Genomic DNA, 14,493 nt, shown 5'->3' with positions numbered 1-14,493 from the left:
AGCTCGACGCCGCTGACCGCGTCGGTCCCGAGGGCCCCGACCACCGCGCTGTCGGTGTGCAGCGTGATGCCCAGCGCCGCAGCCTGTTCGGTGAGATCAGTTGCCACATCCGTGCGGACGTCGACGATCGCGCGGACGTCGACACCCGCCTCGGCGAGTGTGAACGCGGCGTCGTACGCGGCGTCGCACGCGGTGAAGACGACGGCGCTGGTTCCGACGACGACCCCGTAGCGGCGGAGGAAGTCCGCAGCCGCGCCGGCCAGCATGACGCCGGGAAGGTCGTTGTTCCCGAAGATGATCGGGCGTTCGTGTGCGCCCGCGCAGACAACGGTGTGGCGAGCTCGGATGCGATGGATTCGCTGTCTCGAGACCTGTCGCGGAGCAGCAAGTCCGAGGTGGTCGGTGCGCCGTTCGACGGCGAGGACGAAGCCGTCGTCATACGCGCCGAACGCGGTGGTCCGAACAAGCCGTGAGGTGGTGTCGAACGCGTCGAACTCGGCAACCGCCTCGGTGACCCACGGCGCCCACGGGGTCGCGCCTCCGGCTTCGGTGCGCTCGTCGACGAGGAGCACTCGCAGACCTGCGCGGGCGGCGATGAGTGACGCCATGAGCCCTGCGGCTCCGGCGCCGACGACCAGCACGTCCGGATGATGATGCAGCGAGTCATATCGTGCGGTGTCGACGTCAGACGACAGTGCACCGAGTCCTGCGACACCGTGCGCGACGAGACCGGGGCACAACTCGACGGTCGTCGCGGGCACCATGGGCTCGCTGTACGGGGCGTCGATGCCGATCTGCGCGGTGGCGTCGTCGGCCCACGAACCCGTCACACCGCGGGGCCTGCCGAGGATGACGCTGCTGGTGATCGTGCGAATCCCGTTGGCCAGCAGTGCAGAAGCAAGTGTGTCGCCCGGATGACCGGTGTACGCGACGCCGTCGAACTCGAACTCGATCGGCACGCTCCGATCGATGCGGCCGCCGGTCGTGGCGCGGTGGGACCGGGTCATCGTACGTCCTCCGCAGCCGGTTGCGGCGAGATCGTGTAGGTCACGGTGTCACGTTCGACGGTGAACCACTGGCGGCAGCCCGCGCTGTGGCACCAGCGTTCGCGCAGTGCGCCCTTCGGGTTCGGGCGGAAGAACAGGTAGCGCGCCCACGCGACGTCGTCGAGTTCTGCTGGATTGTCGGGATAGGCGACACCGGCGGCAGCGCCGTAGTGGAACTCGACTTCTTCGCGCGGTCCGCAGTACGGGCAGGTGATGAGTTGCAACGGATCTCCAGATGTTCGGGGGACACGGTGGTCAATGGGCCACCGCTGCGGCGCCGTGTTCGTCGATGAGGTCGCCGGTGGTGAAGCGGTCGATGGTGAAGGGTGCATTGATCTCGTGCGGTGCCCCGGTCGCCACGGTGTGCGCGAGACACCAGCCGACAGCAGGGGTTGCCTTGAAACCGCCGGTGCCCCATCCGCAATTGAGGAACAGGTTGTCGTACGGTGTGGCTCCGAGGATGGGCGACGCATCCGGCGTGACGTCGACGATGCCCGCCCAGGTCCGCAGGAGGCGTGCGCGACCGAAGATCGGGAACAGTTCGACGGCCGCGGCCATCTGACGTTCGATGATGTGGAAGGCGCCACGCTGGCCGTATCCGTTGTAGGAGTCGACGCCGGCTCCCATCACCAGTTCGCCCTTGTGGGCCTGCGACACGTAGACGTGCACGGCGTTGGACATCACGACAGTGGGGTGGACGGGTTCGAGTAGTTCGGACACGAGCGCCTGCAGTGGATGACTCTGCAGCGGGAGGTCGATGCCGAGTTGATCGGTGAGCGTCGAGGTGTGGCCCGCGGCGCAGAGGGCGACCGTGCCCGCACCGATCCGCCCACGGCTGGTGTTGACCGCGGTGACCCTACCGGCGTCGGTCTCGAATCCGGTGACCTCGCAGTTCTGGATGATGTCGATCCCGGCGTCGCTTGCGCTGCGGGCGAATCCCCAGGCGACCCAATCATGTTTGGCGATACCGCCGCGAGGCTGGAATGTGGCACCGAGCACCGGATAGCGGATGTCGGCGGAGGTGTTGACGATGGGACACACCTCGGCAACCTGTTTGGGATCGAGCCATTCTGCATCGATTCCGTTGAGTCGGTTGGCCTCCACCCGTCGGACGGAATCTCGGACGTCCTGCTCGGTGTGGGCGAGATTGAGCACTCCCCGTTGGCTGAACAGGATCGGGTAGCCGAGCTCGTCCTCGAGTCCTTCCCACAGCGTGAGGGAGTGCTCGTAGATGGCAGCGCTCTCGTCCCACAGGTAGTTCGAGCGGATGAGGGTGGTGTTGCGCGCCATGTTGCCGCCCGCGAGCCAACCACGTTCGAGCACCGCGACATTCGTGATCCCGTGGTTGCGCGCGAGGTAGTGGGCGGTGGCGAGCCCGTGCCCGCCCCCGCCGACGATCACCACGTCGTAGGTGGGCGCAGGATCAGGGTTGCGCCACAGGAAGTCGGGGTGCGGGCTGGTCATGGTGGTCCTCACAGATCGATCACTACGGGTGAGAGGGGCTCGGAACAACAGAGCAGGATCTTGCCCTGTTCGATCTCGCGGCGGTGGATTCCGCCCTGGTGGTTCATCACGACGTCGCCCGAGGTCTTGGTGACCTTGCACGATCCGCACAGACCAACGCCGCACGACGAGGGAAGCGTGACGCCCGCGGCCGCTGCCGCCGCGAGGATCGTGGTGCCCGCGCTGACGTGGATGCGACGTGCGCGTCGGGTGAAGTCGACGCTGACGCCCTCGGGCGTCTCGCCGGGCGCGCCGTCGTCGACGGTGGGTAGCCGGAATCCGAAGCTCTCCTCGTGGATGTGGGCGAGTGTGCCGCCGGAGGCGACGAGCGACGAACGCACACCGGCACGGAACTGCCCCGGACCGCAGAGGAACACCTCCCGCTCTGCGAGATCGGGGCAGATACGCGTGAGCGTCGCCGCATCGAGGCGGCCACGGTGCCCCGACCATGAGGCGCTCGTGTCGTCGTCGACGAGTCGCGTGCAGGCGAAGGCGACGGTGACCCCGGGGTGATGGACTGCGAGGTCGTCGAGTTCGGTGCGGAACGGGATGTCGTCGAGTGTGCGTGCACTGTGGATGAACACGATGTCGGGGACGGAGCCGTCGTGTTCGCGCACCGCTGCGTCGGAATCGGTGGCTGCACGCAGCATCGACATCACCGGGGTGATGCCGCTGCCCGCGGAGATCAGCAGCAGTTTGGTGGCGGGTTTGTCGATGTAGCTGAACCGTCCGAGCGGACCTGATGCGGTGAGAGTCCGGCCGGGAGACATGTTGTCGTGCAACCAGTTCGACACGTGGCCGCCGGCTTTGCGTTTCACCGAGATCGACAGGGTGTCGGGTCGGGTGGGCGACGACGAGATGGAGTAGCAACGCTCGACCGTGCGGCCGTCGATCTCGACACCGACCGAGAGGAACTGTCCCGGATTGAAGACGAAGGTGTAGGGCTCGACGGTGCGGAACGTGAAGGTGGCCATGTCGCGGGTCAGTTCGGTGCGGTCGACGCAGACGAGCAGGTGGTCGGTGCTCATCACGCACTCTCCGCGATTTGGTCGGTAGCAGCCTGCTGTTCGACGTCGAGACCCAGGTTCGCTCGCAGCCGGGTGATGTACCAGTTGATGAACGCCTCGACCTGGAACTCCGACGGCCCGTACGGGCCGGGAACGTATGCGGGATCCGAGATCCCCCGGTGTGCGAGCTGCACCAGATCGGCATCCTGCTGGTTGGTGATCTCCCAGACGCCGGTGAGTCGATCGATGTCGTAATCGACGCCTTCGGTCGCGGCGCTGTTGACCAACCAGGTGGTTCGCACCAGTGTCTCGCCGGGACTGATCGGTATGACCGAGAACAGCACGGCGTGGTCGCTGGTGATGTGCAACCACATGTTGGGCTGCAGGTGCATCGACAGGCGACCCAGCCGGCGATCGGGGAGCGTATCGGTCAGGGGGCGGGTGCAGGCGATGGTGCCGTCGAGCGTGAACGACTCGCCTGCCAGGTCCATCGCCTCGCGTTCGATGTGGAATCCCGTGGGGCGGGTGTCGAGTTGCGCGATGCGCGGATAGGGCAGGCCGAGCCGCGTCCAGGTGTCGATGAGCTCAGTCGTCGCCCGTCGGTAGCGATCGACGACGGCGGCGAGGCGGTCGGGGATGGCGTCGGAATCGTCGTATCCCCATGTCGGGAAGAAGACATTGAGGAGTTCGGGATGCCCGCCGCAGTGATAGCACTCGCGGTTGTTCTCCATCGCGAGCTTCCAGTTTCCGTTCTCGACGAGGTCGGTCTGCTTGGCCACCTTCGCCTCCGCCAGCCGGTGTGGGGCGAGGTAGGGCTCGACGATGCGCGCGACATCATCGATGTCTGCCGGCGGATCGTCGGCGAGACAGATGAATACGAGGCCAGCGATGGTGCGGACTGCGACCGGCCGTAGTGAGTAGCACCGCTTGTCGAAGCCAGGCGCCTGGGCCTCGGCGTACATGAGTCTGCCGTCGGTGCCGTAGGTCCACGAGTGGTACGAGCACACGATGGTGCCCGTCGAGCCGTTCGGCTGCGTGAGCAGCCGTGCGCCGCGATGCCGACACACGTTGTGGTGAGCACGGACGACGCCGTGACTGTCACGCGTGATGATGACCGAACGTGTGCCGAACCCGACGGTCACGAAGTCGCCGGGCTCGGCGATCTCCGGTTCGGTGGCGACGAAGATCCACTGCTTGGCGAAGATCTCGTCGAGATCGAGGTCGAACCACTCCTGATGGGTGTAGCACTCGCCGACGAGGCTCTCGCCTGGGATGCGTGAGGTGATCAGCGTACGCATCGGGGTGCCGAGACCGACGAAAGCAGTTGTTGCAGAAGGCGTCTCGTGGTGTGCGTCAGTGGCCATCGGCGCTCGGTGTCTTTCTCGGTTCGCAGCCGCGTCGCGTACACGTCGGCGCGGGTGCATGCCGACGTCGTCGAGGTGAGGAAGGGGGCGGGTGATGTTGTTCATTACGCAACGATGCGCACGTGATGCAACAAGTCTGCGGGCTATAAGAGGCGCTGTCAATACGGCGAGACACAAACATTCGCCGACGTGTCCGTTTGGACGGTTTCGCGGAGAACAAGAAAATGCCGTCCCACCAGCGAATCTCGGTGCCACGCGAGCGAGCAGGTGATGTTAGCCTTACCTAAATAAACCTAAATCTCAGTCGGGTGACACAACAACGCCCCGCGGACGCAAAGGAATGGCGATGAAGGTGTGTGTCGTGGGCGCGGGCCCGTGCGGGTTGACGACGATCAAGCAACTACGCGACGAGGGGCATGACGTCGTCTGCTTCGACAAGAACGCAGATCTCGGTGGCTTGTGGTTGCGTCACGAAGACCCGCAGACCGACGCCGACGAGATGAAGGCGTACGACAATCTGATGCTGACGATCTCGATGAAACTGATGGCGTACTCCGACCACCCGTTCGGCGACGGCCGCGTCTTCTACACGCGTGCACAGTATCTGGAGTACTTGCATGGTTACGCGGATCGCTTCGGTCTCGCCGAGTGCGTGAGCTTCGGTGCCGAGGTCACCGATATCAGGCGCGAGGGGCGGAGGTGGACCGTGACGACCGTGCGCGAGGGAGTGACGTCGTCGGAGACGTTCGATGCCGTAGCGGTCTGCTCGGGTCCGTTCAAGACTCCGAACCGACAGATTCCGGGACTCGAGAGCTTCACCGGCGAGGTCGTGCATTCGTCGGAGTACCGCAACAGGGATCGGTTCGCGGGCAAACGGGTACTGATAGTCGGTATGGCCGAGTCGGGTGCCGACCTGGTGCGCGAGATCGGCGATGCGGCAACGGAATGCACGCTTGCGATCCGCTCGTATACCTACCTGTTGCCGCGTGTGTTCAACCGCACGCGCACGACCGACAACGGCACCGTGCGCGCCCACGCCCACGAGATGTGCCGCCGATCGTCGGAGTATCCATTCGTCCTCGACACCGTGTGGGGGCGAAACTCCCTGGTGAAGGCGGTGTTCCTGACGGTGTCGGTGGTGCTGGGCATCCTGACGACGGCGACGGGTGTGGTGCGAGCCTTCGCGGGCAGGGCACCAGGTGGCCGACGCACCGTCGTACCCGACGTCAATCCGTTGGGCCAGCCGATGGAACCCGCGAAGATCGACATCGACACACTCGACAACGCCGCCAATTGGGACATGATCAGGACGTGGAATCGGCGCTCGCATCCGGACGGGAGTTGGGCGCAGCGGGCGATCTTCTGCAAGAACGTGAGTTTCGTTCCGAGCCTCGTCGACGGCCGGGTGTCGTTGAACGACAGCGGGATCATCGGATCGGACGGGTCGACGGTACGCTTCCGCGACGGCAGTTCCGGCCAGTTCGACGCCGTCGTGCTGTGTACCGGCTTCACCACGGAGAAGCTGTCGATCGGTGACCTCCAGGTCAAGGACGGCAACGTGCGCAACCTCTACAAGCACTTCGTCCATCCCGAACACGACGGCACCGCGGTGTTCATCGGGTTCGTTCGTCCGTTCTCCGGTGGAATCCCGATCTGTGCCGAGATGCAGGCGCGTTACTTCGCCCGGCTGTGCAGCGGGAAGCTGACGCTGCCGTCGAACATCGACGAGCGCATCGGTCGCGAGAAGGAGTGGGAGGAGCACTGGACCGCGTTGAGTCCCGGCCACACGGAGGCGATCCCGTCGCAGGTGCTGTATCTGGACGCGCTCGCCCGCGAGATCGGTTGCCTGGTACCCGCATGGCGAATGATGTTGAACCCCAGGCTGTTCATCCAGCTGTGGTTCGGCAGCTTCAACCAGTCGTGCTATCGGATCGTCGGACCGCACAAGCTGGGCAGGGCCGCGCTCGACGACCTGTATTCCGAGACCGTCGAGAACCGGTGGCAGATGGCCGGCCAGTTGGCGTTGTTGCAGTTGGCACCGAGGCGTGTGCATCCGAAGCATCTGATCTGAGAAGTTGTGTGGGATCCACGGGTACAGAAATGCCCCCGTGGATCCCACACAACATGCTTGCTCTCGTCAGGTCAGCGGTAGCTCTGCGACAAAGCTCCCCGTCGGTGTCTTCGAACCGCCCGGTGGTTCGACACTGAACGCCAGCGACCTCGCGCCACCGATGTGCTGGATCACCGCCGTCGTCGACGGCGCGACGTCCTTGTCGGTCATGGTCCCCGCCGACGTTGCGCCCTCGGGCCCGACCAGCCACATCTGGTAGACCGTGCCCGACTTGGGTGGCGGCACATCGTTCATGACGAGCACGCCGGCGTCGGCGCTCTCGGAGTACGCGACCGTCGCCCTGCCCGACGCGACCGTCCCCGACGCGGTGCGGATGTCCTTCGCGTCGAACACCTGCTGTGCCGTGGTCTGCTGGGGCGTGTCGTCCGACGACGAGAGGTTGGCGCCGATGGCCCAGCCCACGGCACCGATCGCGACCGCCACGATCGCGGCCGCCGCGAGGTAGACGATACGACGGCGCGCCGGGAAGGTGACGACCTCTCCGCTGGGACTCGCCGGTGGGTCGTCGTGCTCGTCGGTGACCGGGGTCTGCTCTTGCGGTTCGTTCTGGATCAGGTGCAGCAGACGTGCGCGCAACTCCGGTGGGGGAGCGGCCGAGGTGGCTGAACTGACTGACGCCATCGTCTCGCGCGTGCGTCGCACATCCCGGTCGAATGCGGTGCGGTCGATGTCGGACGCTTTCGCGCGGCGTCGTTCCACCGAGTCCAGCTCGGCCGGGCCGAGTGCGTCGAGGCCGAGCATCGGTGCGAGGCTGACCAGGTTGTCGTCGGAAGACGGTGCCTCCGTCTGTCTTTCGTCAGACATCGGCACCCCCGAGGCAGGTGCGCAGGCGTGCGAGTCCGTCGCGGATCCGACTCTTGATGGTGGGCAGCGCCACCGACAGTCGTTCGGACACCTCGCGATAGGTGAGGCCCTCGTAGTAGGCGAGGCCGATGGACTCGCGCTGGACGTCGGTCAACGTCTCGAGGCACCCCCTGACCTGCGAGCTGGTTTCACGTTTGTCGACCGCTTCGCTGACCTCGTCGAACATCGCGGTGTAGTCCTCGGCCCCGTAGGTCTCCTCGCGGCGTGCGCTCGCAGTCTCCGACCGGACACGGTCGACGGCGCGGCGGTGCGCCAACGTGATCAACCAGCTCAACGCGGAGCCGAGTTCGGGACGGAACGTCGACGCCGAGCGCCAGACCTGCAGGTAGACCTCCTGAGTGGTCTCCTCGCTGTAGCCGGGATCGCGCAGCACCCGCAGCACCATGCCGTAGACGCGGTGACTGGTGAGGTCGTAGAACTCGGAGAACGCCGTCTCGTCGCCGGATGCGATCTTCTCCAGAAGTATGGGCAGCCGGGTGCCGGCGTCGTGGTCAGCGGTCACCGACAGGCCTCTGCGTTCATCGCAGTTCACCCTAATTGGCGACGTGTCGGGCCTCAACCAGCCGGGGTCTGTCGCCGACCATCGAGGCGCGGTGAGCAGGGCGGTCATGGGGTGGATCCCTGACTACCCGCCCCCTCACCCTTCTTCGGCGGCAGAGGGAAGAAATACGAGGTACGTCGTTGGTACTCGGGGTAGCCGTCGCGCTTGCTCATCGACTGTTCGAGCAGCCGTGCGCCGGTCGCATACACCAGGAAGTAGGTCATCACGACCGGCGAGAGCACCGTGACAACGCCCGGCCACGCGGACGCGGCGATGAGCCACATGCCCCACCACACGGCAGAGTCGCCGAAGTAGTTCGGGTGACGGGTCCATGCCCACAGCCCGCGATCCATGATCGTGCCCTTGTTGGCCGGGTCGGCCTTGAACGCTTTCATCTGCGCGTCGCCGACGGCCTCGAAGGTGATACCCACAGCCCACACGAGAACGCCCGCGATCAGCACGATCCACCAGATCCCATGCGTGGCATGGGTTACCGACGACACCTGCAGCGGCAGGGAGACGAACCACTGCGCCGCGGCCTGGGTCCCGAAGATCTTGCGGATGACCAGGCCAGCCGAGGGGTTCTCGCCGAGGATCTTCGCGTACCGCGGGTCCTCACCCTTGCCACGGACCTTGCCGACCATGTGCCAGGTCAGTCGAAGGCCCCAGATACTGACGGCGATGGCGAGAATCCAGCGCCTCGTCGCATCACCTCCACCGAGGATCAGCGCAAGCCAGCCGATGCCGACGAAGCCGAATCCCCAGATGACGTCGACGACGTTGTAGTGGCCCAGACGTCGGCCGATGGCGAACGTGATGGCCTGCAGCACGAGGATGAAGAGCAGCGACGCTCCGGTGACCACTCCGAACCCGGCCCAGCCGGTCAGCCCGGTCACGGGCGCACGTCCTGGGGTTCGTCGCGGGTGAACACCAACTGGTGGACATCGAGGTACCCGGCGCGAAAGCCCGCCTCCGAGTAAGCGAGATAGAACTGCCACATCCGCATGAACGTCGGATCGAATCCGAGCGCTGCGACGTCGGCACGACGCGCCGTGAAGCGTTCACGCCACAGTCTCAACGTCTCCGCATAGTGCGCGCCCATGGAGAGGTTGTCGCGCAGGCGGAGTCGTGTGTGTTCGGTGGTGACGTCGCGGAGGGCAGGCAGTGAGGTGAGTTGTCCGCCGGGGAAGATGTACTTGTGCACCCAGGTGTAGGTGTTCCGGGATGCGCGCATCCGGTCGTGCGGCATGGTGATCGCCTGGATGGCGACTCGTCCGCCTGGTGCGAGAACCCTGTCGATCGTCGAAAAGTAGACGGGCCAGTACTTCTCGCCGACCGCTTCGATCATCTCCACCGATATCACCGCGTCGTAGGTTCCGGTGACGTGCCGGTAGTCGAGGAGGTCGATCTGCACGCGGTCGGCGAAGCCCGCCTGCTCGACGCGCTGCATGGCGAGGGCGCGCTGTTCACTCGAGAGCGTCACCGATCTGACTGTGGCGCCGCGTGCCGCCGCACGTAGACAGAGCTCACCCCAGCCGGTGCCGATCTCGAGAACCCTGGTGCCCGCGCCGACACCTGCGGCGTCGAGAAGGCGGTCGATCTTGCGTCGCTGAGCGTCGGCGAGGTCATCCCAGGTCGCCAGGCTGGGTTGAGGGTGTGCAGCAGGTGCGTCCGCGGCGGTGAGTCCGGGTTCGAACAGTGCACTCGAGTACGTCATCGTCTCGTCGAGGAAGGTCGCGAACAGGTCGTTCGACAGGTCGTAGTGCCGTGCGATGTTGGTGCGCGTGTTGGTGGTCGTGTTCTCCTCGTCAGCGGGATGTCGGGGAAGGACCAGCGACCGCAGCGTCTGCAGCGGCTTGGGGACGAGTCGCGCGACTCGTTCGGCGAACGGTGTGAGGACTCCGACGAGGTCGTCGGTGGTCCAATCGCCCGCCATGAACGACTCGCCGAACCCGATGAGACCGAGCGAGCCGACCCGACGCGAGAACGCCACAGGCCGTCGGACGATCATGCGGGGCAACACCTCGTCGGTCTTCGATCCTCGTCGTGACCCGTCGGGCAATTCGATGCGCACGCCGATTCCGGCCGTGGCATGGCGGAACAACCATGCGGCAGCTCGGCCGCGGATGCGGGCCGCCGTTCCGGTTGGCACCGCGGCGACGTCGGGCCAGCGGCGTGCGTCGGCAGCGGAGAGGTCGGTGCCGAGTGCACGCGACTCGGTGCCCGACGAATCGGAGTCGGTGGTGGGACTACTCATCGGTGACCTTTCGGATAGTGGGTGGTCTCGACATGGCTGCTCGCCGCACTCGCGGCCCGCCCGGCCAGCGGTTGGGGATGCTCGACCAGCGGGCCGTCGGAGGGGTCGGTTTCACGTGGAACGGTGTGGCCGCGAAGGCCGTCACGGGGAACGATCGGAAGTCGCTTGGCCCACAGTCGGATTCCCTGAAACCTGATACGAGCCGAGACCACCAGGGGGACAAGTGGCGTGCGGACCTGCGTCGCCAGCACGGCGCGCGGCGTCGCCGGCTCGGTGCGTCCGGACAGCGAGGCGACGAACGGCGCATGTCCGGCACGTTCGAGGACGATGGACACGGCCACCCGATCGCCGGTGGGCGGCGGCATCCGCAGTCGGTAGTGCCCGGAGACGTCGTTGAAGGGCGAGACGTAGAACTGCTTGTCGACTTCGGCGCGCCCGTGGTCGTCGAGATCGACGACGTAGCAGTGACGTCCGCCGTAGGTGTTGTGGACCTCGGCCACCGCGAACGCGAGCGAGCCGTCGGCGTGGTGACACCAGAACACACTCAGCGGATTGAAGACGTATCCCGCGACCCGCGGCGACATCAGTGCGACCACCCTGCCGTTTGGCGGTTCGACGCCGACACTGAGCAGATGCGCGGTCAGCCGGTCGCGCAGGGTCTGGTCGTCGATCATCGGTTCAGGGAAGTGGTCGGCCGCACGAAACCGCGCAAAGGCTCTCAGCGGGGCCGGAACCGTCGGGAGATCGTCGATGTCGACCAGCCACGACACACTGCGGTAGGTGAACGCGTGCCGGATAGGGGTGGTGCGGGTGTGCGTGATCCGAGTGCGGACGAGTTGTGCGGTGAAGCCGGATGTGGGGGAGTTCGTCATGCCGGCTCCCGTTCGTCGTCGGCGTTGACCGGTTGTGGTGCATCCCATACGACACCGAGACGTGCGGCGGCGCGGGTACCCGACAGTGCGCCGTCCTCGTGGAAACCCCAGCCGTGGTAGGCGCCCGCGAAGACCACCGAGTCGGTGTCGATGTCAGGTAGGAGTGCTTGTGCTGCAACCGATTCCGTGGTGTAGACGGGGTGCTCATATGTCATCGACGCGATGATCGTCGTCGGGTCGACGAGATCGGTGCGTCCCAGCGTGACGAGCATGCGTGGATGATTGGGATCGAGTCGCATGAGGCGGGTCAGATCGTAGGTGACGGCGACCTGTGAGTCGTCGACCACGCCGGACCCGTCGTCGTGGATCTGATAGTTCCACGACGCCCAGGCACGTCTGGCTCGCGGCATCACCGATGTATCCGAGTGCAGCACTGCGGGTTTCGGCGAGTACTCGATTGCCGAAAGCACTCGACGCTGCTCGGCTGTCGGTGCGTCGAGTAGTCGCAGAGCCTGATGCGGATGGGTGCCGAGTACGACGGCGTCGAACCGAGCGGGACCTGCCGAGGTGACGAGTTCGACCGTCCCGTCTTCTTTCTCTGCGATGTGGCGAACCGGAGTGTCGACGTGCACGTCGCCACCCCGGCGTCGAATCCCGTCGGCGACCGCCTGCACGTACTGCCTCGATCCTCCCGTCACCGTGCGCCAGGTCGGCGAACCGAACACCGACAGCATGCCGTGGTGGTCGAGGAACGTGAACAGGTAGCGCGCCGGGTAGCGACTCGCGGACGCGGCGTCGCACGACCACACCGCCGCGACGAGAGGCAACATGAAGTGTTCACGAAAGTAGGTCGAGAAGTGCTCACGATCGAGGAAGTCGTCGAGTGGTTCGTCAGAGTCCGGCGTGTCGAGCAGCGTGCGTGCCGCGCGGTGGAACCGCACGACCTCCCCGAGCATGCGGAGATATCGGGGCCGGGTGAGGTTCCGCGGTGTCGGGAAGAGTCCGGAGGGTCCGAGGGCACCCGCGTACTCGAGGCCGCTGACGCGCGAGGAGACCGACATCGACATGTCGGTCTCTTGCGTGTCGACGCCGAGCTCGGCGAACAGCCGCAGCAGCGTCGGATAGGTGCGGTCGTTGTGGACGATGAACCCTGAATCGACGCCGACGGCACTGCCGTCGGGCATCGCGACGGAATGGGTGTGCGCATGGCCGCCGAGCCGGTCGTCGGCCTCGAACAGTGAGACGCGTGCGCGCGTCGACAGGACATGCGCCGCGGTGAGACCGGCCACTCCACTACCGACGACGGCGACTGTCGACGGTGGCGTGGAACGTTGGCGCGGTGTCATGCCCGGTGTTCGGATCCGGACACCGGTGCGGATGGGTGGGATCGAACACTGTGTCTCGGCCGCATCGCGGTCACCGGATCACGCCGCTCTCGGAGCGGCCATCACGGAATCGATCGAGGTCGACCCACTGGGCACGATCCTCGCCCCGAGCGGCATCAGCGAGATGGGGATCATCTTGAAACTCGCGATACCCAGCGGGATGCCGATGATCGTCAGGCACATCGCGATGCCGGTGGTCAGATGGCCGATGGCCAGCCACAGCCCGGCCACGATGATCCAGATGACATTGCCGATCACCGACCACGCACCCGACTCGGGATCGCGGACCACGGTGCGTCCGAAAGGCCACAGCGCGTAGTTGGCCATCCGGAACGACGCGATACCAAATGGGATGGTGATGATCAGGATGCAGCAGATGATGCCCGCGATGACATAGCCCAACGCCATCCAGAACCCGCACAGCACCAACCAGATGATGTTCAGCAACGTCTTCATGAACACCATTGTGGTCCTCGCCGAAGGCAGAGGCGAGGACTACTGGTGAACTTCGAGATCCCGTCCCGGGATCGCCGCGAGCAGTTCACGCGTGTAGTCCGACGTCGGATTGTCGAAGACGTCGTCGGCGGTGCCGCTGTCGACGACCTTGCCCTTCTGCATGACCAGCACGCGATCGGCGATCTGCCGGACGACGGCGAGGTCGTGCGTGATGAACAGGTAGGTGAGGTCGAGTTTGCGCTGCAGGTCGTCGAGGAGGGTGAGGATCTGCTCCTGGACGAGCACGTCGAGCGCCGACACCGCCTCGTCGCACACCACGACCTCGGGATTGAGTGCGAGTGCGCGGGCGATGGCGACTCGTTGACGTTGGCCACCCGAGAGCTCGTTCGGGAATCGTTGCATCACCGACGACGGCAGCGCGACCAGGTCGAGCAGTTCGCGGACCCGGGCGATGCGCGAGCTCTTGTCACCGATCTTGTGCACGACGAGCGGCTCGGAGATCGCGCGGTAGATCGAGTACATCGGGTCGAGTGAGCCGTAGGGGTTCTGGAACACGGGCTGCACACGGCGTCGAAAAGCCTTCGCACGCGTGCCCGTCAACGAGGTCACGTCGTCGCCGTCGAAGTGCACGGTGCCCGACGTCGGTTCGATCAGACCGAGGACCATGCGCGCCACGGTCGACTTGCCGGACCCGGATTCACCGACGACGGCCGTCGTTGTGCCACGGTCGAGTGTGAAACTCACGTCGTCGACGGCGCGGAACGGCGTTGCCTTGCGGAACGGCACCGAACTGCGAATCGGGAAGTCCTTCACCAGGTTCGCCGCGACGACCACTGCGGAGTCGGGCGTGGCCTCGACGCGGCTGCTCGCTGCGCTCGCGGCCGGCTCGGCCAGCGGGGAGGTTGTGGCTGGCTCGACCAGCGGGGAGGTTGTGGCCGGCTCGACCAGCGGGGAGGTTGTGGCCGGCTCGACCAGCGGGGAGGTTGTGGCCGGCTCGGCCAGCGGGGAGGTTGCGGTCGGCTCGACCAGCGGGGAGTTGTGGTCGGCTCGGCCAAGCGGGGAGGTTG

The 14,493-nt window shown here is 65.8% G+C and carries 14 protein-coding genes; 1 reads left to right on the top strand and 13 read right to left on the bottom strand.

Annotated features, from left to right (window positions below):
- The 5 genes from GOOTI_RS13090 to GOOTI_RS13070 all read right to left on the bottom strand — a co-directional run.
- Positions 1–1,007 (bottom strand): 2Fe-2S iron-sulfur cluster-binding protein (locus tag GOOTI_RS13090; protein ID WP_007239074.1); only part of this gene is annotated, 1,007 nt, incomplete at its 3' end.
- Positions 1,004–1,270, bottom strand: coding sequence for a sarcosine oxidase subunit delta (locus tag GOOTI_RS13085; RefSeq protein WP_007239073.1), 267 nt, complete (start codon positions 1,268–1,270; stop codon positions 1,004–1,006). The genes GOOTI_RS13090 and GOOTI_RS13085, both read right to left, overlap by 4 nt.
- A 31-nt stretch (positions 1,271–1,301) precedes the next feature.
- On the bottom strand, positions 1,302–2,510 hold the full coding sequence (locus GOOTI_RS13080) for a sarcosine oxidase subunit beta family protein (RefSeq protein WP_007239072.1): 1,209 nt from the start codon (positions 2,508–2,510) through the stop codon (positions 1,302–1,304).
- 8 nt (positions 2,511–2,518) lie between these two features.
- Positions 2,519–3,577, bottom strand: a complete 1,059-nt coding sequence (locus GOOTI_RS13075) for an FAD-binding oxidoreductase (protein ID WP_039994077.1) — start codon at positions 3,575–3,577, stop codon at positions 2,519–2,521.
- Positions 3,577–4,854 carry an aromatic ring-hydroxylating oxygenase subunit alpha gene (locus GOOTI_RS13070; RefSeq protein WP_039994083.1) on the bottom strand — a complete coding sequence of 426 codons (1,278 nt, stop codon included), beginning with the start codon at positions 4,852–4,854 and terminating at the stop codon, positions 3,577–3,579. The genes GOOTI_RS13075 and GOOTI_RS13070 overlap by 1 nt, the downstream gene beginning before the upstream one ends.
- Positions 4,855–5,266: 412 nt before the next feature.
- Between GOOTI_RS13070 and GOOTI_RS13065 the strand changes: the two genes are divergently transcribed.
- On the top strand, positions 5,267–6,991 hold the full coding sequence (locus GOOTI_RS13065; protein WP_007239069.1) for a flavin-containing monooxygenase: 1,725 nt from the start codon (positions 5,267–5,269) through the stop codon (positions 6,989–6,991).
- Between the two features lie 66 nt (positions 6,992–7,057).
- On the opposite strand, the gene GOOTI_RS13060 is transcribed toward GOOTI_RS13065, so the two are convergent.
- The 8 genes from GOOTI_RS13060 to GOOTI_RS13025 form a co-directional block, all read right to left on the bottom strand.
- Positions 7,058–7,855, bottom strand: coding sequence for an anti-sigma factor (locus GOOTI_RS13060; protein ID WP_007239068.1), 798 nt, complete (start codon positions 7,853–7,855; stop codon positions 7,058–7,060).
- Complete coding sequence (gene sigK / locus GOOTI_RS13055; protein ID WP_051997971.1) at positions 7,848–8,417, bottom strand: ECF RNA polymerase sigma factor SigK; 570 nt, start codon at positions 8,415–8,417, stop codon at positions 7,848–7,850. Before sigK ends, GOOTI_RS13060 begins: the two co-directional genes overlap by 8 nt.
- Positions 8,418–8,521: 104 nt before the next feature.
- Complete coding sequence (locus tag GOOTI_RS13050) at positions 8,522–9,352, bottom strand: DUF1295 domain-containing protein (protein ID WP_007239066.1); 831 nt, start codon at positions 9,350–9,352, stop codon at positions 8,522–8,524.
- Positions 9,349–10,713, bottom strand: coding sequence for a class I SAM-dependent methyltransferase (locus GOOTI_RS13045; protein ID WP_007239065.1), 1,365 nt, complete (start codon positions 10,711–10,713; stop codon positions 9,349–9,351). Before GOOTI_RS13045 ends, GOOTI_RS13050 begins: the two co-directional genes overlap by 4 nt.
- Complete coding sequence (locus tag GOOTI_RS13040; protein WP_007239064.1) at positions 10,710–11,585, bottom strand: DUF1365 domain-containing protein; 876 nt, start codon at positions 11,583–11,585, stop codon at positions 10,710–10,712. Before GOOTI_RS13040 ends, GOOTI_RS13045 begins: the two co-directional genes overlap by 4 nt.
- On the bottom strand, positions 11,582–12,931 hold the full coding sequence (locus tag GOOTI_RS13035) for an NAD(P)/FAD-dependent oxidoreductase (RefSeq protein WP_051997970.1): 1,350 nt from the start codon (positions 12,929–12,931) through the stop codon (positions 11,582–11,584). The genes GOOTI_RS13040 and GOOTI_RS13035 overlap by 4 nt, the downstream gene beginning before the upstream one ends.
- A gap of 78 nt (positions 12,932–13,009) precedes the next feature.
- A complete protein-coding gene (locus tag GOOTI_RS13030; protein ID WP_039994079.1) occupies positions 13,010–13,426 on the bottom strand; it encodes a YccF domain-containing protein in 417 nt (138 codons plus the stop codon).
- 39 nt (positions 13,427–13,465) lie between these two features.
- Positions 13,466–14,493, bottom strand: a 1,028-nt coding sequence (locus tag GOOTI_RS13025; protein ID WP_007239061.1) for an ATP-binding cassette domain-containing protein, incomplete at its 5' end; no start/stop codon positions are given.

The sequence above is a fragment of the Gordonia otitidis NBRC 100426 genome, assembly GCF_000248075.1.
GTDB lineage: Bacteria > Actinomycetota > Actinomycetes > Mycobacteriales > Mycobacteriaceae > Gordonia > Gordonia otitidis.
This window is presented reverse-complemented; position numbering and strand designations above follow the sequence as displayed.

Coding starts and splice junctions, on each gene's coding strand:
- GOOTI_RS13080 (WP_007239072.1), bottom strand. CDS start 2,510: ATGACCAGCCCGCACCCCGACTTCCTGTGGCGCAACCCTGATCCTGCG.
- GOOTI_RS13075 (WP_039994077.1), bottom strand. CDS start 3,577: ATGAGCACCGACCACCTGCTCGTCTGCGTCGACCGCACCGAACTGACC.
- GOOTI_RS13070 (WP_039994083.1), bottom strand. CDS start 4,854: ATGCGTACGCTGATCACCTCACGCATCCCAGGCGAGAGCCTCGTCGGC.
- GOOTI_RS13065 (WP_007239069.1), top strand. CDS start 5,267: ATGAAGGTGTGTGTCGTGGGCGCGGGCCCGTGCGGGTTGACGACGATC.
- GOOTI_RS13060 (WP_007239068.1), bottom strand. CDS start 7,855: ATGTCTGACGAAAGACAGACGGAGGCACCGTCTTCCGACGACAACCTG.
- GOOTI_RS13045 (WP_007239065.1), bottom strand. CDS start 10,713: ATGAGTAGTCCCACCACCGACTCCGATTCGTCGGGCACCGAGTCGCGT.
- GOOTI_RS13040 (WP_007239064.1), bottom strand. CDS start 11,585: ATGACGAACTCCCCCACATCCGGCTTCACCGCACAACTCGTCCGCACT.
- GOOTI_RS13035 (WP_051997970.1), bottom strand. CDS start 12,931: ATGACACCGCGCCAACGTTCCACGCCACCGTCGACAGTCGCCGTCGTC.
- GOOTI_RS13030 (WP_039994079.1), bottom strand. CDS start 13,426: ATGAAGACGTTGCTGAACATCATCTGGTTGGTGCTGTGCGGGTTCTGG.